Raw genomic sequence first — 20,243 nt, forward strand, 5'->3', positions numbered from 1 at the left:
AACCAACATGTCAGTCACGACTCAGTTCTGAAAGCTCCTTCCATGGCCACTGAAAAGACCCGCTTCGGCCTCTCCTGTGCGATCACGACCCCGATGCGGGAAGGCGGCGGCATCGACCTGCCTCGCCTTGTCCACCACGCCCGTCACGTGCTGGCGCATGGCTGCGACTCCGTCACCCTGTTCGGCACGACGGGGGAGGGCGCCGCGCTCGGATTGCCGGCGCGGACGGCGATGATGGGAGCGCTGATCGGAGCCGGGATCGATCCGGCGGCGCAGATCTATGCCGGGGTCGCGGCAGCCTCGATGCATGAGGCGGTGGAGCAGGCGCGGCTGGCGCTCGACGCCGGGGCCAAGGGCCTGCTCGTGGCACCGCCCTTCTACTTCAAGGGCGTCAGCGACGAGGGGCTCTATGCCTGGTTCTCGCAGTTCTTCGAGAAGCTCGGGTCGGCGGCGCGCAACGTCGTCGTCTACCACATCCCCTCGGTGACGGCGGTGGATATCAGCGTTGGGCTGGTGCAGCGGCTGAAGACGGCTTTCCCGGGGCTCGTCATCGGCGTCAAGGATTCCTCCGGCGATTACGCCAATACCGAGGCGCTGCTGAAGGCACATGGCGAGCTCGCCATTCTCGTCGGCGACGAGCGCCAGCTCGCCAAGGCGGTGCGCAACGGTGCCGAGGGCACGATCTGCGGCCTGTCCAACCTGGTGCCGGAGCTGCTGCGGCCGATGGTCTACGAGGGCAAGGACAGCCCGGTGGTGAATGCGCTGGTCGACGAGATCTGTTCCTATCCGGTGCTGGCCGCTGTGAAGGCGCTGACCGGGCATGTCCATAGCGATGCCGGCTACGGTGCTATGCGCGCGCCGCTGGAGGCGCTGGACGCCGCCGCCCGCAAGCGGCTCTTCGCGGCTTTCGATTCGATCACGCAGGCGAAGGCGGCCTGAGCAAAGGCCGCCTGAAGGAGGGATTGTGAGCCAGCCGGAGCAGGAACCGCGCGAGGGGGAGCCGCTGAAGCTGAGGGAGCGCGCCTATGCCTCCTTCACGGAGCGGCTCTTGGCGCGCGAGATCAAGCCCGGCCAGTTCGTGACCCAGCGCGAGCTCGTGGCGATGACGGGCTTTCCGCTCGGCGCGATCCGCGAGCTGATCCCGCGCCTCGAGGCGGAAGGGCTGATCAAGACCGTGCCGCAGCGCGGCATGCAGGTCGCTCATGTCGACCTCAACCTGATCCGCAACGCCTTCCAGTTCCGGCTCTTCCTCGAGAGGGAGGCGACGGCACTCTACACCCAGAACGCTACGGATGCGGAGATCGCCGAGCAGCGCGCCCGCCACGAGGCGATCATCGCGCGGGCCGAGGCCGGCGGGGACGAGCGACTGATCGAGGATGCCGAGGATGTCGACCGCCTGCTGCATGAGGCGATCATCGACCATCTCGACAACGAGATCGTCAGCCAGGCGTTTCGTGTCACCTGGCTCAAGATCAGGCTGATCCGCCAATACGAGACGCGCATCCAGAACCACATCCTCGTGCCGGTGATGCAGGACCATCTCAAGATCATCGCCGCGATCGAGAGCCGCGATCCCGAGCGCGCCGCGGACGAGATGAGCATCCATATCGGCAATGCCCGGACGCGGGCGATGCAGTATTGAGTTCGCCCCGAAAGGAGTTCGGCCGGCGCCACGCATGACGGCAGGTGTCAGGAGTGCGCGGCCGCCGGGGTTCGTCCGCAACGGCGCATCCTCTAGAATAGCCGAATGTATGAAATCGGCGGATTGCTGCGGGGATTCGCAAGGCTGCTGCTGTTCGGCTGGCCGATGCTGCTGTGCATCGCCGCGCTCGGCGCGATGCTGAACGACCTGCTGCTGCCGCTGGCGGTCAGGGCAGGGCTCGCCAACGGGCTCGCCGGTTTCGTCGTGCTCTCCGTCATCGTGCTCGCCAAGCTGGTGACCGTGGTGCTGATGTTCCTGTCGCTGCGCCCGGCGATGCCGGCGGTGGCGGTGCTGTTTCCCACGAAGCCGCTTCCAGCCGTGGGCGAGGCGGGAGCGCGCGAGCAGACCTGGCTTTCGGTGATCGCCATCGCGATCATCCCCTTCTTCGCCTACTACGCCGCCTGGGGCTTCCTCGGCGACACGGTGCGCGAATACTCGATCCTGGCGCTGCAGATGGCGGCACTCGGCGAGCGTGTCGCGGTGCTCGACGTTCCTGCCACGCTCTGGCTCGTCCTGGCGGTCGTACTCGCCTTTGCCGTGCGCAGGCTCGCCAGGGCGATGCAGACGCGCAGCTCCCGGCCGGCCTGGCAGTTCGTCATCGTGCTCTGCGACGCCAACTGGATCTTCATCGGCCTGTTCGCGCTGGCGCGCTGGAAGGATGCGGCCTGGGCCTGGATCGTCTCGGGCGGGCCGCTGCCCTATTGGCACTGGCTGCGCGACCTCGCCCTTGGCCTGATCGGCAAGGCACAGGCGGCGACCCCGACGCCGGTCGACCTCGCGACGCCGCCGCTGCAGACAAGCCTGCGCGACCTCTTTCTCTATGCGTTGCTGCCGCTGGTCTGGCTGCTGATGGCGGCGGTGATCTACGGCTTCGACATGAAGGAGGCCGGCGAGCTGACGGCGCGTGGGCGCACGGCGGCGGCACTCTCGCGCTATGGCCGGCTACCGAAATTCATCCGCGAGTTCATCGACCATTTCGTTTCCGGCTACCGCTCGCGTTACCTGCCGGTCGTGAACAGCGTGAGGCTCGCCTTCGGGGCGGGGCTGCCGGTGCTGCTCGGCTTCATCCTGCTTTACCGACTGATCGGCTGGGCCGGTGCCTGGGCCTGGATCGGGCTCACGCATCTGATCGGCCCGCAGGAGCTGCCGCTCTGGCAGGTGCTGGCCAGCATCATCGCCTTCTTCCTCGGCGGGCCGAGTGACATCCGTGGCGGCATCCTCGTCGACGCGTTGCGGATCGGCCTCGTCGCCGCCGTGGTGGAGCAGGCTTCGGCGAAGCGGCTCGATGCCGTCAGTGTCGCACGAAGCGAAGATAGCGCGGCCGCGAGCCCGGCAGGCTGATCGTCACGTCGACGGTCGGAAAGGCGGGGGAGGGCAGCACGAAGCTTTCGGTGATCGCGACGGTGCTGCCTGCGGCCGGCTTGCCGAGGAAGGCCGGCCCGCAGCTCTTGCCCTCGTTCTGGTCGCGGCGCAGGGCACGGCGCACCTCGCTCGGCAGCAGGAAGCCCGGTTGCCAACGCCGGCCATCCGGGCCGAGAAGGGCAATGCGGCAGGGCAATTGCGCGACCTGCTCGGCGTCGAGCACCTTCGCTTCGAGGCGCAGCAGCGCCACGGACGAGCCGTCGGGGCGCTCGGCGACGCGCTGCAGGCTGACGACGCGCCATTCCGCGCCACCGAGCGAGGCCGGAGCGTCGAGCGCGCTGCGCTGCGCCCATAATTCACTGGCGGAGAGCCAGTCCATGACACTGCCATGGCATTGCACTGCCAGGGCGACCGGCAGCACCACCGGCAGCGCCCCAAGGCAGAGGCGCCGCCAGTTCGGAGCCTTCGTTGCGGCCGGAAGAGGCGGAGCGGCGGCTTCGGTCATGGCATGGTGTCGAGGTCGAGCGTCTCGGCCTGCTCGATCTTGTCGTCGGGCAGGGGGACGCGCAGTTGCGAGTCGAGGCGCGGGAAGCGCGCTTCCGAGACTAGGAGCGCGGCGCCGCGGGTTTCGTCCCGGCCGATCTCGAAGATCAGCAGACCCCGCCGGGCGAGGCCGGGCTCGAGCCGGTTCCCGTTGAGGAGGTTGCGCGGCTGCGAAACGCGGGAACTGACGTCGAGGCGCAGGCCCGAGGCCGATTGCCAGATCGCGCCGCCCAGCGTCGCGGAGGCGGGAGCACCTTCGGCGGCAGCGACGACCACGGCCCAGAGCCCGCCGCTGTCACGTTCGTAGCTGCGTCCGAAGGCTTGCCAGCGCAGCTTCTCGGCCAGGATCACCTTCTCGACGCGGAGCTTGAAGCTGCGCGCGATGGCGACCGTGCCGAAGCCGGCGTTCTGGACGATCGGGCCGGTGATCTCGCTGTAGCCAGGCGTCGTCCGCTGCATGGCGTAGAGCAGCCCGGCTGTGACGAGGATGGCCAGAGCGCGGGCAAGGAAGCGGATCACCGGTCAGGATCCTTTCCGGCTTGCTTCAGGGGCAGCGTGACGGCGGCGACTGGCTTCGGATTGAACCAGCCTGGCGCAGCGAAGAGATTGTCGCGCGGCTTGAAAGTCTCGCCGGTGACGACGAGGCGCAGCGTCTCGGGCACGGGGGTCGTGTCTGGCACCTCCCAGACCATGCGGATGCGTTCGGGCAGGCCAGGCTGCAGCGCGCCGAGGAGAGCGCCGTCACGCATCAGATAGGCGGTCGGGGTTGGCGACAGCCCGGCGATGGGCGGGGTGATGGAGAGAATGCGGGAGACGACGTTGTTGCTCTCGGAGCTGCGGTTGGCGAGGTCGAGATCGACCGCCAGCGCCTTGGTGCCGGGGCGGCCGCGATAGCCGTCGGGCCGCTTGTCGGTCGAGAGGCTGGCCTCATGCAGCGTGACCTGCCAGCGCCCGGCTACGATCGGCGTGCCGGCCGCGACCGTGGGGACCGCGTGCGGAGACATGGCGTCGACGACCGTCTGCGCCGTCGTCAGGCCTAGCGCCAGCAGGCCGCCGATCCCGATCGTCAGCCGCGATACGAGCAGGTTCCGCAGCGTGGTGAAGGCGCCAATGGCCATCCTGAAACTCTCCCGAGGCCCTTCGTTCGAAAAGGACCTTCGTCGCATCGGACAGGATCACGCGATTCCGTGACCGGAATCCGGCAGGAGCGGCGGCGGACGGGTCAAGGCCCTTCCGGTTCGCCGCCCTTGTCGAGATAGCGCTCGACCGAAACGACGACCTTGTCGTCGAGCTGGCCGATCGCCGTCTCGTCCTTGTCCTTGTAGGGGATCGCGCGCAGCACGTGCCGGATGGCGTTGAGCCTGGCGCGCAGCTTGTCGTTGCTGCGCACGACGAACCACGGCGCGGTCTCGGTCGACGTCCGGCCGAGCATCTCGTCGAAGGCGCGCGAATAGTCGTCGAAGCGCGGCAGCGCCTCGAAGTCGATCGGCGAGAGCTTCCAGCGCTTGAGCGGGTCGTGCCAGCGCGCATGCAGGCGGGTGATCTGCATCTCGCGGCCAATGGTCAGGAAGAGCTTGATCAGGCGGATGCCGCCACGTGCCAGCATGCCTTCGAAGACGGGCGCCTCGCGCAGGAAGGCCTCGGTCTCCTCGGGCGTGCAGAAGCCCATGACGCGCTCGACGCCGGCGCGATTGTACCAGGAGCGGTCGAAGAAGACGATCTCGCCGGCCGTCGGCATCTCGGCGGCATAGCGCTGGAAGTACCACTGGCCCTTCTCGGTATCGGAGGGCTTGGGCAGCGCGACGATGCGTGCCTGGCGTGGATTGAGATGCTGGGTGAAGCGGGAGATGGTGCCGCCCTTGCCGGCGCCGTCGCGGCCCTCGAAGACGATGACGATGCGCTCGCCCTGCTTGCTGGCCCAGCGCGTCAGCTTCTGCAGCTCGATCTGCAGCGGCTCCATCTCGCGGTTGTAGCGCTTGCGCTTCATCCGCTTGCCATAGGGGTAGTCGCCGCTGTGGTAGGCAGCGTCGATGATCCACTCCGGCAGGGTATCGGCCTCGATGTCGAAGTCCTTCGCCTTGGCGGGTCTGCGGCCGGACTTGTCCTTCCGCGGGGCTTTCGCCGTGGGCAGCGCAATGACGTTCTTGACCTCAGCGCCTGAGAATTTCTTCGCCATCACCCGCTCCTCATTATCCGGTGAAGCCTAGCCGGCTGTCGCGCGGAAGGGAATTGACGCCTTCCGCGGTTATGCGCAGGAAGACCCTGCCGGTAACGACCGGCGAGCCCGAGCGTTCCATGATCGACACCGCCGTCTTCCCCATCACCGCTGCGCGCGGCTTCGTCGAGGCGCTCGGTTCCGCCGTCGTGCTGCTCGACGAGTTCGGCGTGGCGCAGGCGCTCAGCCCGGCGATGCGCGCGCTGATTCCGGGGCTCGAGATCGGCAAGCTACTGGCGCTCGTGCTGCGCGACCCCGACCTGATCGAGGCGATCGAGGCTGTCGCGCGGGACGGCGAGCGCAAGACGCTCGAACTCGTCGAACGCGTGCCGGTGGAGCGGACCTTCCGCATCCATATCGCCGCGCTTTCTGGCAGGGGCGAGCGGCGCCCGACCCTGCTCACCTTCGAGGATCTGAGCGAGCAGCGCGTCATCGAACGCATGCGCGTCGACTTCGTCGCCAATGCCAGCCACGAGCTGCGCACGCCGCTCGCCTCGCTGCTCGGCTTCGTCGAGACCCTGCAGGGGCCGGCGCGCAATGACGAGCGGGCACGCGAGCGCTTCCTCGGCATCATGCGCGAGCAGGGCCTGCGCATGGCGCGCCTCGTCGACGACCTGCTGTCGCTCTCCCGCATCGAACAGCGCGCCCATGTCGCACCGGACACGCCGGTCGATCTCGCCGGGATCTCGCGGGAGATCGTCGATTCCCTGACGCTGCTGGCGCGCGAGCGGGAGGTGACGCTGAAGCTGACGACACCGTCCGAGCCGCTGAAGGTGCCCGGCGACCGCGACGAGTTGCTGCGGCTGATGGAGAACCTCGTCGAAAACGCGATCAAGTACGGCAAGCGCGGCGGCGAGGTGGTGATCACGGTGGAGGCCCATGACGAGGAAGCCAGCGTCTGCGTCCGCGACGACGGGCCTGGCATCGCCCCGGAGCATCTGCCGCGTCTGACTGAGCGCTTCTATCGGATCGACACCGCGGCGAGCCGCGAGACTGGGGGCACCGGCCTCGGCCTCGCCATCGTCAAGCACATCGTGCTGCGCCATCGCGGGCGCCTCACCATCGAGAGCAAGCCGGGGCAGGGCGCTGCCTTCAAGGCGATCCTGCCGCGTTTCGGCGTGGCGCGGGGCACGGCCTGAATCTTAACGATCCGCGACGGCCGGAGCCTTTGTGACGGTTTTCATGACGCGCTGTCATGTGGCTGTCATACAGAAGGTGTTCTGACGTGGCGCTGCAAACAGCGACCCAATGAGGACATCTCACATGCGCAAGATTCTCGTTCTCGCGGCCGTTGCCGCCGGGATCGCCGGTTCCGCCCAGGCTGCCGACATCACCGGCGCCGGCGCGACCTTCCCCTTCCCGATCTATTCGAAGTGGGCCGAAGCCTACAAGAAGGAGACCGGCACCGGCCTGAACTACCAGTCGATCGGCTCGGGTGGCGGCATCCGCCAGATCAAGGCCAAGACCGTCGCCTTCGGCGCCTCCGACGCTCCGCTCAAGGGCGAGGAGCTCTCCAAGGACGGCCTGATCCAGTTCCCGACCGTGATGGGCGGCGTCGTGCCGGCCGTGAACATCGCCGGCGTCGAGCCGGGCAAGCTCAAGCTCTCGGGCGAGATCATCGCGCAGATCTATCTGGGCGAGATCAAGAAGTGGAACGACCCGAAGATCGTCGCTCTCAACGCCGGCGTCACCCTGCCTGACGCGAACATCAACCCGGTCTATCGTTCGGACGGTTCGGGCACGACCTTCGTCTTCACCGACTACCTCTCGAAGGTCTCGGCCGACTGGAAGTCGAAGATCGGCAACAACACCTCGGTGCAGTGGCCGGTCGGCATCGGCGGCAAGGGCAATGAGGGCGTCTCGGCCTCGGTCAAGCAGGTCGCCAACTCGATCGGCTATGTCGAGTATGCCTACGCCAAGCAGAACAAGCTTTCCTACGCCCTGATCAAGAACCACGACGGCAATTTCCCGATGCCGACGATCGAGGCTTTCCAGGCTGCCGCCGCCAATGCCAACTGGAAAGAGCAGCCGGGTTTCGGCATCTCGCTCAACGACCAGAAGGGCAAGGATGCCTGGCCGATCACCTCGGCGACCTTCATCCTGGTTCATGCCAAGCCTGAGAGCCCGGCCGACGTGCAGGCCGCGCTGAAGTTCTTCGACTGGGCCTACAAGAGCGGCGACAAGCTCGCCACCGACCTCGACTACGTGCCGCTGCCGGCCAACGTCAAGGACGAGGTCCGCGCCGCCTGGAAGGGCGTGACCGACAACTCTGGCAAGCCGATCTTCTGATCGCTGCCGACTGACCAGGGCGAGGCGGGTTCCCCCGCCTCGCCGACATCATGCAGGCCCTCATCCTGAGGAGTTGGCTCTGGCGGAGCGCTCCTCAGGATGAGGGCCGAGGTGGACGCCACGCCGCATAGGTGGTTTGGGACTGCCTCGCCCGCGATACGACCGGAGCCTTGCGGAATGACCGCCGTAACCGACATGAAAAGCATTCCCTCGGCGCCGGCGATCCGGAAGACGCCGAAGGCGACCTTCGATGTCGTCTTCCGCAATGCGAGTTTCCTGGCCGCGCTGCTCGTCCTCGTCCTGCTCGCCGGCATCATGGTCTCGATGGTCGTCGGCGGCTGGCCGGCCTTCCGCGAGTTCGGTCTCGGCTTCATCACCTCGAGCGTCTGGGATACCCAGAACGAGCAATACGGCGCCTGGCCGGCGATCGTCGGCACGCTCTCGACGGCGCTGATCGCGCTGGTGATCGGCGTGCCGCTCTCGCTCGGCATCGCCGTCTACCTGACACAGCTCGCGCCGGCCTGGTTCAAGAAGCCGGTCGCCACCGCGATCGAGCTGCTCGCCGCCGTGCCCTCGATCATCTACGGCATGTGGGGCCTGTTCGTCTTTGTGCCGCTCTTCGCGGCCTATGTGCAGATCCCGCTCTCGAACCTCGTCGAGGGCATGCCGGTCGTCGGGACCATCCTCTATTCGCGCTCGCCCTCGGGCCTCGGCATCTTCACGGCGGGCATCATCCTCGCCTTCATGATCGTGCCGTTCATCGCCTCGATCACCCGCGACATGCTGGAGCAGATCCCCTCGGTACTGCGCGAGAGCGCCTATGGCATCGGTGCGACGACCTGGGAGGTCGTGCGCCACGTCCTGGTGCCGCAGGCCGGCGTCTCGATCATCGGCGCGGTGATGCTCGGCCTCGGCCGCGCGCTCGGCGAGACGATGGCGGTGACCTTCGTCGTCGGCAACGCCAACCGGCTCTCCTCCTCGATCCTCGATCCGGGCTCGACCATCGCCTCGCGCATCGCCAACGAATTCAACGAGGCGCTGGGCCTGCAGCTCAATTCGCTGATCGCGCTGGGCTGCATCCTGTTCTTCGTCACCTTCGTCGTTCTCGTCATCGCGCGGCTGCTGGTCGCCCGCGTCAAGCGCTACTGAGGTCTTTCGCCATGACCATGACGACCACGCCCCGCGAACTGCCCCATACCCCCTGGGGGCGCGTGCGCCAGTCGCGCCGCACCGCCGACCGGCTGATGAAGCTCATCGCCACCGGCTTCACCTTCTGCGCCATCTTCGTGCTGTTCTGGATCCTCGGCATGCTGCTGGTGAAGGGCATCGGCGGGCTCTCGCTCGCTACCTTCACCGCGGTCACGCCCGGTCCCGGTACCGAGGGCGGCGGCCTGGCGAACGCCATCGTCGGCTCCTTCGTGCTGACCTTCCTCGGCATCGCCATCGCCACGCCGGTCGGCGTGCTGGCCGGGACCTGGCTCGCCGAATACGGCAAGGGCTCGAAGCTCGCGAACCTGATCCGCTTCATCAACGACATCCTGCTCTCGGCGCCGTCGATCCTGATCGGCCTGTTCGTCTACGTCATCCTGGTCGAGCCCTTCCGCGGCTATTCCGGCTGGGCGGGTGGCGTCGCGCTCGGCATCATCGCGATCCCGGTGATCGTGCGCACGACCGAGGACATGCTGAACCTCGTCCCCGGCCATCTGCGCGAGGCGGGTGCCGCGCTCGGCGCGCCGCCCTCCGTCGTGATCACCGGCGTGACCTGGCGCGCGGCCAAGGCGGGCATGGTCACCGGCATCCTGCTGGCACTCGCCCGCATCGCCGGCGAGACCGCGCCGCTGCTCTTCACAGCGCTCAACAACAATTTCTGGTTCTCGCCCTCGCTCACCGGCGGCGTTTCGAACCTGCCTGTGACGATCTACCAGTTCGCCTCCGCCCCCTATGAGAACTGGCAGCAGCTGGCCTGGGCGGGGTCGCTGATCATCACGGTCTCGATCCTGCTGCTTTCGATCATCGCCCGCCGCATCGTCGCCGGCGGCAAATAAGACTTGAATCCAACCCGGTCGCGCCCGACCTTGAGGACCATGTCGATGCTTTCGACCCTTGAACTCTCCCCCCAGACGCTCGATGCCGAGGCCCCCGTCCGGATCGCGGTGAAGAACCTCGATTTCTACTACGGCGAGCACAAGGCGCTGAAGAACATCAATCTCGACTTCCGCGATCGCCATGTCACGGCGCTGATCGGCCCCTCGGGCTGTGGCAAGTCGACCCTGCTGCGCATCTTCAACCGCATCTATTCGCTCTATCCGGAGCAGCGCGCCGAAGGCGAGATCATGCTCGACGGCCGCAACATCATCGGCAAGGACGTCGACGTGAACGAGTTGCGCTCGCGCGTCGGCATGGTGTTCCAGAAGCCGACGCCGTTCCCGATGTCGATCTACGACAACGTCGCCTTCGGCATCCGCCTCTACGAGAAGCCGCCTAAGTCGGAGCTGGACGACCGCGTCGAGGGCGCGCTGCGCCGCGCCGCGCTCTGGGACGAGGTCAAGGACAAGCTGAAGAGCTCGGGCATGGGCCTCTCCGGCGGCCAGCAGCAGCGCCTGTGCATCGCGCGCACCATCGCGCAAAAGCCGGAAGTGATCCTGTTCGACGAGCCGACCTCGGCGCTCGACCCGATCTCGACGGGCAAGATCGAGGATCTGCTGGAGCAGCTGAAGAGCGACTTCACCATCGCCATCGTGACGCACAACATGCAGCAGGCGGCGCGCATCTCGCAGTACACGGCGTTCATGTATCTCGGCGAGGTCATCGAGTTCGCGCCGACCAACACGATCTTCATGAACCCCGCCAAGAAGCAGACGCAGGATTACGTCACCGGCCGGTTCGGCTGAGCGGCGACGGAGGAAACCATGACCGATCACATCGTCCGCTCCTACGACGCGGATCTCGAAGGCCTCCGCCGCAGCCTCGCCGAAATGGGCGGCATGGCCGAGCGCATGCTGGGCGATTCCACCGTGGCGCTGGTGCGCCGCGACACGACGCTCGCGCAGAAGATCATCAGCGCCGACCAGCGCCTCGACAACCTCCAGCGCGAGGTCGAGGAGAAGGCGGTGCTGACCATCGCCCGGCGCCAGCCGCTCGCCAACGACCTGCGCGAACTGATCTCGGCGATCCGCATCGCCGCCGATATCGAGCGCGTCGGCGATCTCGCCAAGAACATCGCCAAGCGCGCCGTCGCCATCTCCGGGCAGTTCCAGCCGCCGCACCGCGCGGTGGTCGGGCTGGAGCACATCAGCCGGCTGGTGCAGGCGCAGCTCAAGGAGGTGCTCGACGCCTATGCGGCCGGCAATGAGCAGAAGGCGCTGGAGGTCTGGCGGCGCGACGACGAGATCGACGCCCTCTACACTTCGCTGTTCCGCGAACTCCTGACCTACATGATGGAAGATCCGCGCAACATCACCTTCTGCACGCACCTCCTGTTCTGCGCGAAGAACATCGAGCGCATCGGCGACCACACCACCAATATCGCCGAGACGATCCACTATCTCATCACGGGCGACTCGCTCGACGTAAACCGGCCCAAGCTCGACACGACCAATATCGAGGTCGAGGCGGTCACGGGTAGCTGAGCCTGCCGAAACCGGCGCGTCATTGCCTGGGTCGGCGGAGCGCCGGGCCAGGGATGGCGGGAGGGCGCCGGTCTGGCCGTGGTCGGGGCAATCCCGGCCATGACGAGCCCAAGAACGGAAACAAGACATGGCGGCACGTATTCTGATCGTCGAGGACGAAGAGCCTCTGACCCTGCTGTTGCGCTACAACCTGGAGGCCGAGGGTTTCGAGGTCGACAGCGTGGCGCGTGGCGACGACGCCGAGCTGCATCTGCGCGACCACACGCCCGATCTCGTGCTGCTCGACTGGATGCTGCCTGGCCTGTCCGGCATCGAGCTCTGCCGCCGGCTGCGCTCGCGGCGTGACACCGAGCGCGTGCCGATCATCATGCTGACGGCGCGCGGCGAGGAGACGGAACGGGTACGCGGCCTCGCCACCGGCGCCGACGACTATGTCGTGAAGCCTTTCTCCCTGCCGGAGCTGACGGCGCGTATCCAGGCGCTGCTGCGCCGGGCGAAGCCGGGCCATGTCGCGGGGTTGCTGCAGGCGGGCGATCTCGAACTCGACCGCACGACGCGGCGCGTCCGCCGCGCCGGCAGCGAGCTGCATCTCGGGCCGACCGAATTCCGCCTGCTCGAATTCCTGATGCAGGCGCCGGGCCGGGTCTATTCCCGGGCCCAGCTACTCGACGCCGTCTGGGGGCGCGACGTCTATATCGACGAACGGACCGTCGACGTGCATGTCGGGCGCCTGCGCAAGGCGATCACCCCCGCCAATGCCAAGGACCCGCTCCGGACGGTGCGCGGCGCCGGCTACGCCTTCGACGAGACCTTCGCGCGCGGCTGAGAGGCGCAATCACGAACGGTGGAAGAGCCGGCGCAGGCTATGCTTGGCGGCTTCCAGCGTCGTACGCCGCTTTTCCGGCAGGTTCCGGCCGGCGCGGTTGATATAGAAGGTCAGCATCGACATGGCCGAGCGGTAGGGGCTCGATTTGCGGCGCCGGCTATGCTCCGCCGAGCGCTTCAGCGAACGGGCGATGCGGCGCGGGTCGTCCTGCTTGAAGACATCGCTTTCGAGGTCGAGTGCGTCGCTCCTGCGAGTCACCCCGGCGGACCATTTGCGTTTGCCGGTAGGCATGAGCGCCTCCGTATTATCAGGCGTTGGGGCCACCCTCGATGTCGGCGGCCCAGGCGAGGGCGGCTTCGCGCTCGGCCGGTGGGAAGGTGCGGATCTCGACGAAGGGGATCACCGGGGCAAAGAGGCGCGCCGTGCGGCCGAGCCAGCCCTCCTCGACGATGATCGCCTCCTTCGGGAAGCGCCTGAGCTCCCAGAGCTTGCTGAAGCCGTAGCGGGCATCCGTCCAGGCCGCTGCGAGCGTCATGTCGCCGAAGGCAGTGAGATCGGCGAGGATCGAGACCTTCTCGTGCCGTCCCAGCCGCTCCTCGAGATCGGCTGCGACCCGCTCGATATCGGCGGGCTCGATCCTGCCGCTCAGCGCGATGGCCAGCACATGGTCGGGCGCAGGGAGAAAGGTGATCATGACGGCTCCTCCTCTGCTTGCCCAACGCATGGCAGGCCCGGAGGTTGCGATGCTCAGGCCGCCCGGGTCGCTGTGTCGAAGGCCGCGGCCTCTGCCTTCAGCCAGGCGATGAAGTCGTCGAGGCCGGGGCGGGAGGGCAGGTCGAGGCTGCGGAGCAGCCAGCAGCCGGTGACGCTGGTGAAGCCGATCTCGAGCGGGTTGACCAGCGCGCCGGAGGCAAGCTCTTCGGCGACGTAGCAGCGCGGCGCCAGCGCGACGCCCAGGCCCGCCACGGCCGCACGGATGATGACCGAGTAGTAGCCGTAACGCACGGTGTGGGCCGGCACCGCGCCGCGCAGTCCATGTGCCTCGGTGAACTCGGCCCAGAAAGCCGGCATCTGGAAATGCTGCAGCAGGGTCATCTTCTGGATGTCGGCGGCGCGGCGGAAACCGCCCATGCGCTCCAGCAATTCCGGCGCCGCGACGAGGGCGACGTCCCGGCCGAAGAGATAATGCGCTTCCTTGTCGGGCCAGGGCGGCGTGCCGTGGTTGATCTCGAGATCCGGCTCCTCGGTCTCGCTCTCGCTGACATAGTTGGTGAACTGGACGTCGACGCCGGGATGCGCCTCCGCGAAGACGGGGAAGCGCTCCATCAGCCAGCGCTCGCCGGCGATGGCGACCATGTGCAGCCGGATCGGCCGGGCGATGGCGGCGCGCTCGGCCAGCCGCATCGCGCCGCGCTCGATCTGCTCCAGCGCGGCTTCGGCATAGGGCAGGTAGATCGCTCCCGCCTCGGTCAGCTTCAGGCCGAGCGGCTGGCGCTCGAACAGCGCGACGCCGAGATGATGCTCCAGCGACAGGATCTGCTTGGAGACCGCGCTCTGCGTCAGGTTGACGGCGCCGGCGGCACGGGCGGTCGAGCCCAATCGCGCGACGGTGACGAAGGCGCGCATGGCGGTCGAGGAGGGCGGAAGCCGCGAGGCCATGGGTATTCCATTCCGGACTAGGTCGCCGGAGATCGTTTCGTTTGCTGGCTGCGGGGTCAAGAGGCCATTCTTACCCTTGGGGAGGAGGACCCGGATGAACCAGACGACACGCCTGTGGGGTGGCCGCTTCCGCAAGCCGCCGGATCCGCGATTGATGAAGCTCTCGAGCGCAGCCGGCGAGCATGCCCGGCTGGTGCCGCAGGATGTCGCCGGCGGCAAGGCCCATGCGGCGGCGCTGGAGCAGGCCGGCCTGCTGACCCGCCAGGAGTTGGACACCATCCTGAAGGGTCTCGACGGCATCGCCAGCGACGCCGCGGCGGGGCGGATCGTGCCGACGGAGGCCGATGAGGACGTCCATACCTTCATCGAGCGCGTGCTGACCGAGCGCATCGGCCAGACCGGCGCCAAGCTCCGGGCGGGGCGCTCGCGCAACGACCAGGCGGCGAACAACCTCAAGCTCTATCTGCGGCAGAAATCACGCTCGATCGGGGCGATGCTGGCCGAATTGCTGGCGGCGATCGCCGATCAAGCCGAGCAGCATGCGGCCTCCGTCTGCCCGGGCTTCACCCATCTGCAGAACGCCCAGCCCGCCACCTTCGGCCACTGGCTGATGGCGCATGGCCAGGTGCTGCTGCGCGATGCCTCGCGCCTGCGGGACTGGGAGAAGCGCTCCGGCCAGTCGCCGCTCGGCGCAGCCGCCTTCGCCGGCTCGGCAATCACGCTAGATCCGGCCGCGAGTGCGGCGGCGCTCGGCTATGAGGCGCCGTTCGAGAATTCCGTCGATGCGGTGGCGGCGCGCGACCATGTCGCGGAATTCCTGTTCGTCGCGGCGCTGATGCTGGCCGATCTGTCGCGGCTGGCGGAAGAGGTGACGCTGTGGACCTCGCGCCAGTTCGGCTGGGTGACGCTCGATGACGGATTCGCCACCGGCTCCTCGATCATGCCGCAGAAGAAGAACCCCGACATCGCGGAAATCTCGCGCGGGCGGGCCGCGCGGCTCGCCGGCGACGTGGTGGCGATGCTGGGGGCGTTGAAGGGGCTGCCGCTCTCCTATAATCGCGACCTCGCGGAGGACAAGCGCGCGGCCTTCGATGCGGTCGATGTGCTGGAAGAGGTGCTGCCGGCCTTCGCCGGGCTGATCGCCAGCATGGAGGTCCATCCGGCACCGATGCGGGCGCAGGCGGGCCTGGGCTTCACATTGGCGACGGAAGTCGCGGACTACCTCGCGCGGCAGGGCGTGCCCTTCGCCGAGGCGCATGAGATCACGGGGGCGCTGGTGCGCTATTGCGAGGAGATGGGGCGCGAGCTTGAATCGCTCGACGCCGTCGACTTGAGGGCGGTCGATCCGCGGCTCGATGCCGGCGTGCTCGACTGCCTGACGCTCGACGCTGCCGTCGCCGCGCGCAGCGGTTATGGCGGCACCGCGCCGGAGCGGGTGCGCGAACAGATCGCGCGCTTCCGGACGGCGCTGTCGGGCCTCGAGGGCTGGACGCAGGAGAGGGGCCGATGAGCGACACCACCTCGCCGATCGCGAGCCGCGAGCTTGCCGCGATCGCGCAACTCAGGATCGTGCCCAAGCGCTTCTACGGGCGCTGGGTCGCTGCAGCGGCGATCATCGCCATCCTCGCCTGGCTGGTGGCGGCCTTCGTGCAGGGCGACATCGCCTGGCCGGTGGTCGGGCAGTTCTTCACGGCGCCGGCGATCCTGGCCGGCCTCGGCAACACGCTGATCATGACGGTCTGCGCCATGGCGCTCGGCGTCGTGCTCGGTGTCGTCTTCGCGATCATGTACATGTCGCCGAACCCGGTGCTGCGCAGCGTAGCGCTGTTCTACATCTGGTTCTTCCGCGGCACGCCGCTGCTGCTGCAGCTCCTGATCTGGTTCAACCTGGCGCTGGTCTTCCCGACCATCGGCATCCCCGGCCTGTTCTCCTGGCGCACCATCGACGTGATCGGGCCGTTCATGGCGACGCTGCTCGGGCTCGGCATGAACCAGGGCGCCTACACTGCAGAGGTGGTGCGCGGCGGCATCCTTTCGGTCGATACCGGGCAGACCGAGGCGGCCAAGGCGATCGGCATGACGCGGCTGACGACGCTCAGGCGGATCGTGCTGCCGCAGGCGATGCGCGTCATCATCCCGCCCGTCGGCAACGAGGTCATCAGCATGGTCAAGCTGACCTCGGTGGCGAGCGTCATCCAATATGCCGAGATCCTGCGCAACGCGCAGACGATCTACTACGCCAATGCCCGCGTCATCGAACTGCTGATCGTCGCCGCCGGCTGGTACCTGCTGGTGGTGACGCTGCTGCAGATCGGCCAGTATTTCCTCGAGCGCCATTTCTCGAAGGGCCGGGGCGACCGACGCACGCAGAAGGCCGCGACGACCGAGGAGGAGCCCGCATGAGCGCGGCGCAGAGTCAGGCGGGCAACGACACCGCCATCGTCACCGTCGCCAATGTCAGCAAGTTCTTCGGGCCGTTCCAGGCGCTGAAGGACGTCTCGCTGTCGATCCAGCCCGGCATGGTCCAATGCATCATCGGGCCGTCGGGCTCGGGCAAGTCGACGCTGCTGCGCTGCATCAACCAGCTCGAGAAGATCGACAAGGGCGCGATCCGCGTCGATGGCGAGCTGATCGGCTATCGCCGCGTCGGCGACGAATTGCACGAGTTGACCGATGTCGAGATCGCGCGCCAGCGCCTCACCACGGGCATGGTCTTCCAGCGCTTCAACCTGTTCAATCACATGACGGCGCTGCAGAACATCATCGAGGGGCCGCTCACGGTGCTGAAGCAGCCGCGCAAGCAGATCGTCGCCGAGGCGATGGCGCTGCTGGAACGCGTCGGCCTCGCCGACAAGCGGGATTCCTATCCGAGCGAACTGTCCGGCGGCCAGCAGCAGCGCGTCGCCATCGCGCGGGCGCTGGCCATGAAGCCGAAGATCATGCTGTTCGACGAGCCGACCTCGGCGCTCGACCCGGAACTCGTCGGCGAGGTGCTCAATGTGATGCGCGATCTCGCTGCCTCCGGCATGACGATGATCGTCGTCACGCATGAGCTCGGCTTCGCACGCGAAGTCGCCAACGACGTCGTCTTCATGGCGCGCGGCGAAATCGTCGAGCGCGGTGCGCCCGACGTCGTCCTGGTCGCGCCGACGCAGGCGCGCACCCGCGAGTTCATCGCTGCCGTGCTCAAGTGAGCGGCGGCAGGTCAAGTTTACAACAGGGAGAGGTACCATGCTTCGTTTGACACTGACGGCGGCGCTGCTCGCCGCGACCGCGCTGGCCGCACAGGCCCAGAGCGTGCCCGACCGGATCAAGAGCGCGGGCAAGCTGGTCATCGCGACCCAGCCGAACTACCCGCCGATCGCCCTGAAGGATCCGGCGACCAACCAGCTCACCGGCTTCGACATCGAGCTGGGCGAGGCGATCGCCAAGGAGCTCGGCCTCAAGGCTGAGTGGCAGGAGACGGCCTTCGCCCAGATGCTCCCCTCGATCCAGACCGGCCGGGTCGACATGGCGATGGCCGGCATGAGCGACCTGCCGGCCCGGCGCGAATCCTTCGACTTCGTCGACTACATGATGTCCGGCGCGCAGTTCTACACGGTCACGGCCTTCAAGGATTCGATCAAGACTCCCGACGACCTCTGCGGCAAGAGCGTCGGCGCCAGCCGCTCGACCAACTGGCCCCAGCAGATCGGCGATTGGAGCAAGGCCAATTGCGTCGACAAGGGCAAGCCGGCGATCAATGTGGTCGGTACCGAGGGCTCGGTCGATGCCCGCACGCAGCTCAAGACCCAGCGCCTGCAGGGCGGCGTGCAGGGCAGCGAGACGATGGGCCATTTCCAGAAGCTCGAGCCCAACACCTATATCGCGCTCGGCAAGCCGTTCACGACGACGCTGGTCGGCATCCCCTTCGCGAAGACCGCGGAAGGCACGCAGCTGCGCGATGCCGTGAAAGCCGCGCTCGAGAAGCTGCAGGCGAGCGGCGCCTATGATGCGCTGATCGCGAAGTACGGTCTCGTCGACAACCCGTTGAAGCCGATCTCGGTCAACAAGGGCGAGTGAGCTTCGGCGATCCGCTCCATCGCTTCTGTCATCCCGGCCGGTTCCTCCGCGCCGGGATGATGCGTTTCAGGCCCCACCACCCGCCCGGCCGGGCAGCGCAGACTTGCGATGGGGGCCGGGCTGCCGTAACCCGGAGGCTCCCTTCCGCGAGCCGCCGTTCTCCTGCCGCCATGCCAGCCTCGATCACTGACCGCTATGCCGCCCTGGTCGAGGCGGGCGCCATCGAGCGCGATCCGGCCCAGGTCGCGGTGGTGAAGAAGCTCGAAGCGCTGACCGCGGCGCTCGCCGCGCGCCGGCTCGCCCGCAAGGGCAGCGCGCTCGGCTGGCTGTTCGGCAAGAAGCCCGAGACCAGCGAGGCGCCGAAGGGGCTCTACATCTGGGGCTCGGTCGGCCGCGGCAAGACCATGCTGATGGACATGTTCTTCGAGGCTGCGCCGGTGAAGCGCAAGCTCAGGGTGCATTTCCACGAGTTCCTGGCCGATGTGCATGGCCGCATCAACGCCTATCGCCAGAAGATCAAGGCGGGCGAGGTCAAGGATGGCGACCCGATCGCGCCGGTTGCGGCGGAGCTGGCGGAAGAGGCCTATCTGCTCTGCTTCGACGAGTTCACCGTGACCGACATCGCCGATGCGATGATCCTGGGGCGGCTGTTCACGGCGCTGTTCGCCGCCGGCGTCGTCGTGGTCGCGACCTCCAATGTCGAGCCGTCGCGGCTCTATGAGGGCGGGCTCAACCGCGCGCTGTTCCTGCCTTTCATCCAGCTGCTGCAGACCAAGGTCGAGGTGCTGAAGCTCGATTCCCGCACCGACTTCCGGCTGGAGAAGCTCGGCGGCGCGCCGGTCTATCACGTTCCTGCCGACGCCATGGCGAAGGCAGCGCTCGATGCGGCCTTCAAGGCGCTCTCCGGCGTGGTGCAGGGGCCGCGCACTGTGCTCACCGTACAGGGGCACGAGCTCGTCCTGCCGCAGGCAGCCGGCGGCGTGGCGCGGGCGAGCTTCGCCGATCTCTGCGCGCAGGCCTATGGCGCCTCGGACTACATCGCGCTGGCGCAGCGTTTCCACACGCTGATCCTCGACGACATCCCGATCCTCGATTACGACCGGCGAAACGAGGCCAAGCGTTTCATCATCCTGATCGATACGCTCTACGAGCACCATGTGAAGCTCGTCGCCTCGGCGGCGGCCGAGCCGCACGAGCTCTATCACGCGCGGCAGGGGCGCGAGGCTTTCGAGTTCGACCGCACCGTCTCGCGTCTGATCGAGATGCGTTCCGAGGATTATCTCGCCCTTCCGCATGGCCGTCCGGATTCGATGGCGAGCGGCGATGCCACGGGCCTGGTCGAGACCTGAGCGATGCCCCAGCGCGAACCGAGCGAGACACGCATTCTCACGGTCGCGGGCGAGCATCTGCGCCGGTTCGGATTGAAGCGCTTCACCGTCGTCGCCGTGGCGGAAGAGGCGGGCATGACCCATGCCAATGTCTACCGCTACTTTCCCTCGCGCGTGGCACTGATCGATGCGGTGGTCGATGTCTGGCTCAAGGCGACGGAACGCAAGCTCGCCGACATCGCCGACGGGCCGGACCCTGCCGACGACAAGCTGGAGCGGTTGATCCTCGGCCTCGCCAAGGCCAATCGCGACCTCCTGAGCGAGGAGCCGCATCTCTTCGCCGCGCTCTCGCTGGCGGTTGCCAAGCGCCATGCCATCAGCCGGCGCAACCGGACGCGCGTCCGGGCCCTGTTCGAGCGCGTCGTCGACGAGGGAATCGCGACCGGCGTGTTCGAGCCGCGCGACCGGGACAGGGCGATCGCCTTCGTCATCGATGCCACCAACCGCTTCATCCATCCGGCCTCGCTGGCGCTGGAAGCCGACGTGCCGCAGGCTTCCGTCGACACCCGTCTCTCGACGTTGATCCGGGTCATCCTGCGTGTGCTCGGTAGCGGGATCGTGTGAAAAA

Annotated in this window: 23 protein-coding genes; 16 read left to right on the plus strand and 7 right to left on the minus strand. The window is 67.4% G+C overall.

What is annotated here, in order from left to right; translation table 11 throughout:
- Positions 1–42 precede the first annotated feature (42 nt).
- The 3 genes from CE453_RS07805 to CE453_RS07815 all read left to right on the plus strand — a co-directional run bounded on the left by CE453_RS07805 (position 43) and on the right by CE453_RS07815 (position 3,043).
- Complete coding sequence (locus tag CE453_RS07805) at positions 43–939, plus strand: dihydrodipicolinate synthase family protein (protein WP_089174069.1); 897 nt, start codon at positions 43–45, stop codon at positions 937–939.
- A 25-nt stretch (positions 940–964) separates the two neighbouring features.
- Positions 965–1,642: a GntR family transcriptional regulator gene (locus CE453_RS07810; protein WP_248307990.1), complete on the plus strand. Its 678-nt coding sequence runs from the start codon at positions 965–967 to the stop codon at positions 1,640–1,642.
- 105 nt (positions 1,643–1,747) lie between these two features.
- A complete protein-coding gene (locus CE453_RS07815) occupies positions 1,748–3,043 on the plus strand; it encodes a hypothetical protein (RefSeq protein ID WP_089174071.1) in 1,296 nt (431 codons plus the stop codon).
- On the opposite strand, the gene CE453_RS07820 is transcribed toward CE453_RS07815, so the two are convergent.
- From CE453_RS07820 to ppk2, 4 genes are all read right to left on the minus strand, one after another.
- Entirely contained in the window at positions 2,994–3,569 is a 576-nt protein-coding gene (locus CE453_RS07820) for a hypothetical protein (RefSeq protein WP_089174072.1), read from the minus strand. The genes CE453_RS07815 and CE453_RS07820 overlap by 50 nt on opposite strands.
- Positions 3,566–4,126, minus strand: coding sequence for a hypothetical protein (locus CE453_RS07825; protein ID WP_089174073.1), 561 nt, complete (start codon positions 4,124–4,126; stop codon positions 3,566–3,568). The genes CE453_RS07820 and CE453_RS07825 overlap by 4 nt, the downstream gene beginning before the upstream one ends.
- The gene (locus CE453_RS07830; RefSeq protein ID WP_089174074.1) at positions 4,123–4,725 is read right to left on the minus strand and encodes a hypothetical protein; all 603 of its coding nucleotides are present in this window, start codon (positions 4,723–4,725) and stop codon (positions 4,123–4,125) included. The genes CE453_RS07825 and CE453_RS07830 overlap by 4 nt, the downstream gene beginning before the upstream one ends.
- A 104-nt stretch (positions 4,726–4,829) precedes the next feature.
- Positions 4,830–5,738 carry a polyphosphate kinase 2 gene (ppk2, locus tag CE453_RS07835; RefSeq protein WP_472840994.1) on the minus strand — a complete coding sequence of 303 codons (909 nt, stop codon included), beginning with the start codon at positions 5,736–5,738 and terminating at the stop codon, positions 4,830–4,832.
- 164 nt (positions 5,739–5,902) lie between these two features.
- On the opposite strand from ppk2, the gene CE453_RS07840 reads away from it, so the two are divergent.
- The 7 genes from CE453_RS07840 (at position 5,903) to phoB (ending at position 12,566) form a co-directional block, all read left to right on the plus strand.
- On the plus strand, positions 5,903–6,961 hold the full coding sequence (locus CE453_RS07840; protein WP_198302291.1) for an ATP-binding protein: 1,059 nt from the start codon (positions 5,903–5,905) through the stop codon (positions 6,959–6,961).
- A 124-nt stretch (positions 6,962–7,085) separates the two neighbouring features.
- Complete coding sequence (gene pstS / locus CE453_RS07845) at positions 7,086–8,111, plus strand: phosphate ABC transporter substrate-binding protein PstS (protein ID WP_089174077.1); 1,026 nt, start codon at positions 7,086–7,088, stop codon at positions 8,109–8,111.
- Between the two features lie 177 nt (positions 8,112–8,288).
- Complete coding sequence (gene pstC / locus CE453_RS07850; RefSeq protein ID WP_089174078.1) at positions 8,289–9,260, plus strand: phosphate ABC transporter permease subunit PstC; 972 nt, start codon at positions 8,289–8,291, stop codon at positions 9,258–9,260.
- 11 nt (positions 9,261–9,271) lie between these two features.
- On the plus strand, positions 9,272–10,156 hold the full coding sequence (pstA, locus tag CE453_RS07855) for a phosphate ABC transporter permease PstA (protein WP_089174079.1): 885 nt from the start codon (positions 9,272–9,274) through the stop codon (positions 10,154–10,156).
- 39 nt (positions 10,157–10,195) lie between these two features.
- Positions 10,196–11,002, plus strand: a complete 807-nt coding sequence (pstB, locus tag CE453_RS07860) for a phosphate ABC transporter ATP-binding protein PstB (protein WP_089174080.1) — start codon at positions 10,196–10,198, stop codon at positions 11,000–11,002.
- Between the two features lie 18 nt (positions 11,003–11,020).
- Positions 11,021–11,740, plus strand: coding sequence for a phosphate signaling complex protein PhoU (gene phoU, locus CE453_RS07865; protein ID WP_089174081.1), 720 nt, complete (start codon positions 11,021–11,023; stop codon positions 11,738–11,740).
- Positions 11,741–11,867: 127 nt separating this feature from the next.
- Positions 11,868–12,566 (plus strand): phosphate regulon transcriptional regulator PhoB, encoded by a 699-nt coding sequence (gene phoB / locus CE453_RS07870; protein ID WP_089174082.1) that lies wholly within the window; start codon positions 11,868–11,870, stop codon positions 12,564–12,566.
- 9 nt (positions 12,567–12,575) lie between these two features.
- Here phoB and CE453_RS07875 read toward each other — a convergent pair whose 3' ends face one another.
- From CE453_RS07875 to CE453_RS07885, 3 genes are read right to left on the minus strand one after another with little or no spacing between them, the layout of a single operon-like run.
- Positions 12,576–12,857: a DUF3175 domain-containing protein gene (locus tag CE453_RS07875; RefSeq protein ID WP_089174083.1), complete on the minus strand. Its 282-nt coding sequence runs from the start codon at positions 12,855–12,857 to the stop codon at positions 12,576–12,578.
- 16 nt (positions 12,858–12,873) lie between these two features.
- A complete protein-coding gene (locus CE453_RS07880; RefSeq protein ID WP_089174084.1) occupies positions 12,874–13,260 on the minus strand; it encodes a SpoIIAA family protein in 387 nt (128 codons plus the stop codon).
- A gap of 53 nt (positions 13,261–13,313) precedes the next feature.
- Positions 13,314–14,225, minus strand: coding sequence for a LysR substrate-binding domain-containing protein (locus CE453_RS07885; protein ID WP_089174085.1), 912 nt, complete (start codon positions 14,223–14,225; stop codon positions 13,314–13,316).
- Between the two features lie 94 nt (positions 14,226–14,319).
- Here CE453_RS07885 and argH point away from each other — a divergent pair, with 94 nt between their 5' ends.
- The 6 genes from argH (at position 14,320) to CE453_RS07915 (ending at position 20,239) form a co-directional block, all read left to right on the plus strand.
- Positions 14,320–15,735 (plus strand): argininosuccinate lyase, encoded by a 1,416-nt coding sequence (gene argH, locus CE453_RS07890; RefSeq protein ID WP_089174086.1) that lies wholly within the window; start codon positions 14,320–14,322, stop codon positions 15,733–15,735.
- Positions 15,732–16,628: an amino acid ABC transporter permease gene (locus CE453_RS07895; RefSeq protein WP_089174087.1), complete on the plus strand. Its 897-nt coding sequence runs from the start codon at positions 15,732–15,734 to the stop codon at positions 16,626–16,628. The genes argH and CE453_RS07895 overlap by 4 nt, the downstream gene beginning before the upstream one ends.
- Complete coding sequence (locus CE453_RS07900; protein WP_089174088.1) at positions 16,625–17,419, plus strand: amino acid ABC transporter ATP-binding protein; 795 nt, start codon at positions 16,625–16,627, stop codon at positions 17,417–17,419. Before CE453_RS07895 ends, CE453_RS07900 begins: the two co-directional genes overlap by 4 nt.
- A 37-nt stretch (positions 17,420–17,456) precedes the next feature.
- Positions 17,457–18,287, plus strand: a complete 831-nt coding sequence (locus CE453_RS07905; RefSeq protein ID WP_089174089.1) for an ABC transporter substrate-binding protein — start codon at positions 17,457–17,459, stop codon at positions 18,285–18,287.
- 170 nt (positions 18,288–18,457) lie between these two features.
- A complete protein-coding gene (gene zapE, locus CE453_RS07910) occupies positions 18,458–19,636 on the plus strand; it encodes a cell division protein ZapE (RefSeq protein WP_089174090.1) in 1,179 nt (392 codons plus the stop codon).
- A 3-nt stretch (positions 19,637–19,639) separates the two neighbouring features.
- Positions 19,640–20,239, plus strand: a complete 600-nt coding sequence (locus CE453_RS07915) for a TetR/AcrR family transcriptional regulator (RefSeq protein WP_089174091.1) — start codon at positions 19,640–19,642, stop codon at positions 20,237–20,239.
- Positions 20,240–20,243: the final 4 nt, after the last annotated feature.

This window comes from Bosea sp. AS-1 (assembly GCF_002220095.1).
Lineage (GTDB): Bacteria > Pseudomonadota > Alphaproteobacteria > Rhizobiales > Beijerinckiaceae > Allobosea.

Coding starts and splice junctions, on each gene's coding strand:
- CE453_RS07805 (WP_089174069.1), top strand. CDS start 43: ATGGCCACTGAAAAGACCCGCTTCGGCCTCTCCTGTGCGATCACGACC.
- CE453_RS07815 (WP_089174071.1), top strand. CDS start 1,748: ATGTATGAAATCGGCGGATTGCTGCGGGGATTCGCAAGGCTGCTGCTG.
- CE453_RS07820 (WP_089174072.1), bottom strand. CDS start 3,569: ATGACCGAAGCCGCCGCTCCGCCTCTTCCGGCCGCAACGAAGGCTCCG.
- CE453_RS07830 (WP_089174074.1), bottom strand. CDS start 4,725: ATGGCCATTGGCGCCTTCACCACGCTGCGGAACCTGCTCGTATCGCGG.
- CE453_RS07840 (WP_198302291.1), top strand. CDS start 5,903: ATGATCGACACCGCCGTCTTCCCCATCACCGCTGCGCGCGGCTTCGTC.
- pstS (WP_089174077.1), top strand. CDS start 7,086: ATGCGCAAGATTCTCGTTCTCGCGGCCGTTGCCGCCGGGATCGCCGGT.
- pstC (WP_089174078.1), top strand. CDS start 8,289: ATGACCGCCGTAACCGACATGAAAAGCATTCCCTCGGCGCCGGCGATC.
- pstA (WP_089174079.1), top strand. CDS start 9,272: ATGACCATGACGACCACGCCCCGCGAACTGCCCCATACCCCCTGGGGG.
- pstB (WP_089174080.1), top strand. CDS start 10,196: ATGTCGATGCTTTCGACCCTTGAACTCTCCCCCCAGACGCTCGATGCC.
- phoU (WP_089174081.1), top strand. CDS start 11,021: ATGACCGATCACATCGTCCGCTCCTACGACGCGGATCTCGAAGGCCTC.
- phoB (WP_089174082.1), top strand. CDS start 11,868: ATGGCGGCACGTATTCTGATCGTCGAGGACGAAGAGCCTCTGACCCTG.
- CE453_RS07875 (WP_089174083.1), bottom strand. CDS start 12,857: ATGCCTACCGGCAAACGCAAATGGTCCGCCGGGGTGACTCGCAGGAGC.
- CE453_RS07880 (WP_089174084.1), bottom strand. CDS start 13,260: ATGATCACCTTTCTCCCTGCGCCCGACCATGTGCTGGCCATCGCGCTG.
- CE453_RS07885 (WP_089174085.1), bottom strand. CDS start 14,225: ATGGCCTCGCGGCTTCCGCCCTCCTCGACCGCCATGCGCGCCTTCGTC.
- argH (WP_089174086.1), top strand. CDS start 14,320: ATGAACCAGACGACACGCCTGTGGGGTGGCCGCTTCCGCAAGCCGCCG.
- CE453_RS07895 (WP_089174087.1), top strand. CDS start 15,732: ATGAGCGACACCACCTCGCCGATCGCGAGCCGCGAGCTTGCCGCGATC.
- CE453_RS07900 (WP_089174088.1), top strand. CDS start 16,625: ATGAGCGCGGCGCAGAGTCAGGCGGGCAACGACACCGCCATCGTCACC.
- CE453_RS07905 (WP_089174089.1), top strand. CDS start 17,457: ATGCTTCGTTTGACACTGACGGCGGCGCTGCTCGCCGCGACCGCGCTG.
- zapE (WP_089174090.1), top strand. CDS start 18,458: ATGCCAGCCTCGATCACTGACCGCTATGCCGCCCTGGTCGAGGCGGGC.
- CE453_RS07915 (WP_089174091.1), top strand. CDS start 19,640: ATGCCCCAGCGCGAACCGAGCGAGACACGCATTCTCACGGTCGCGGGC.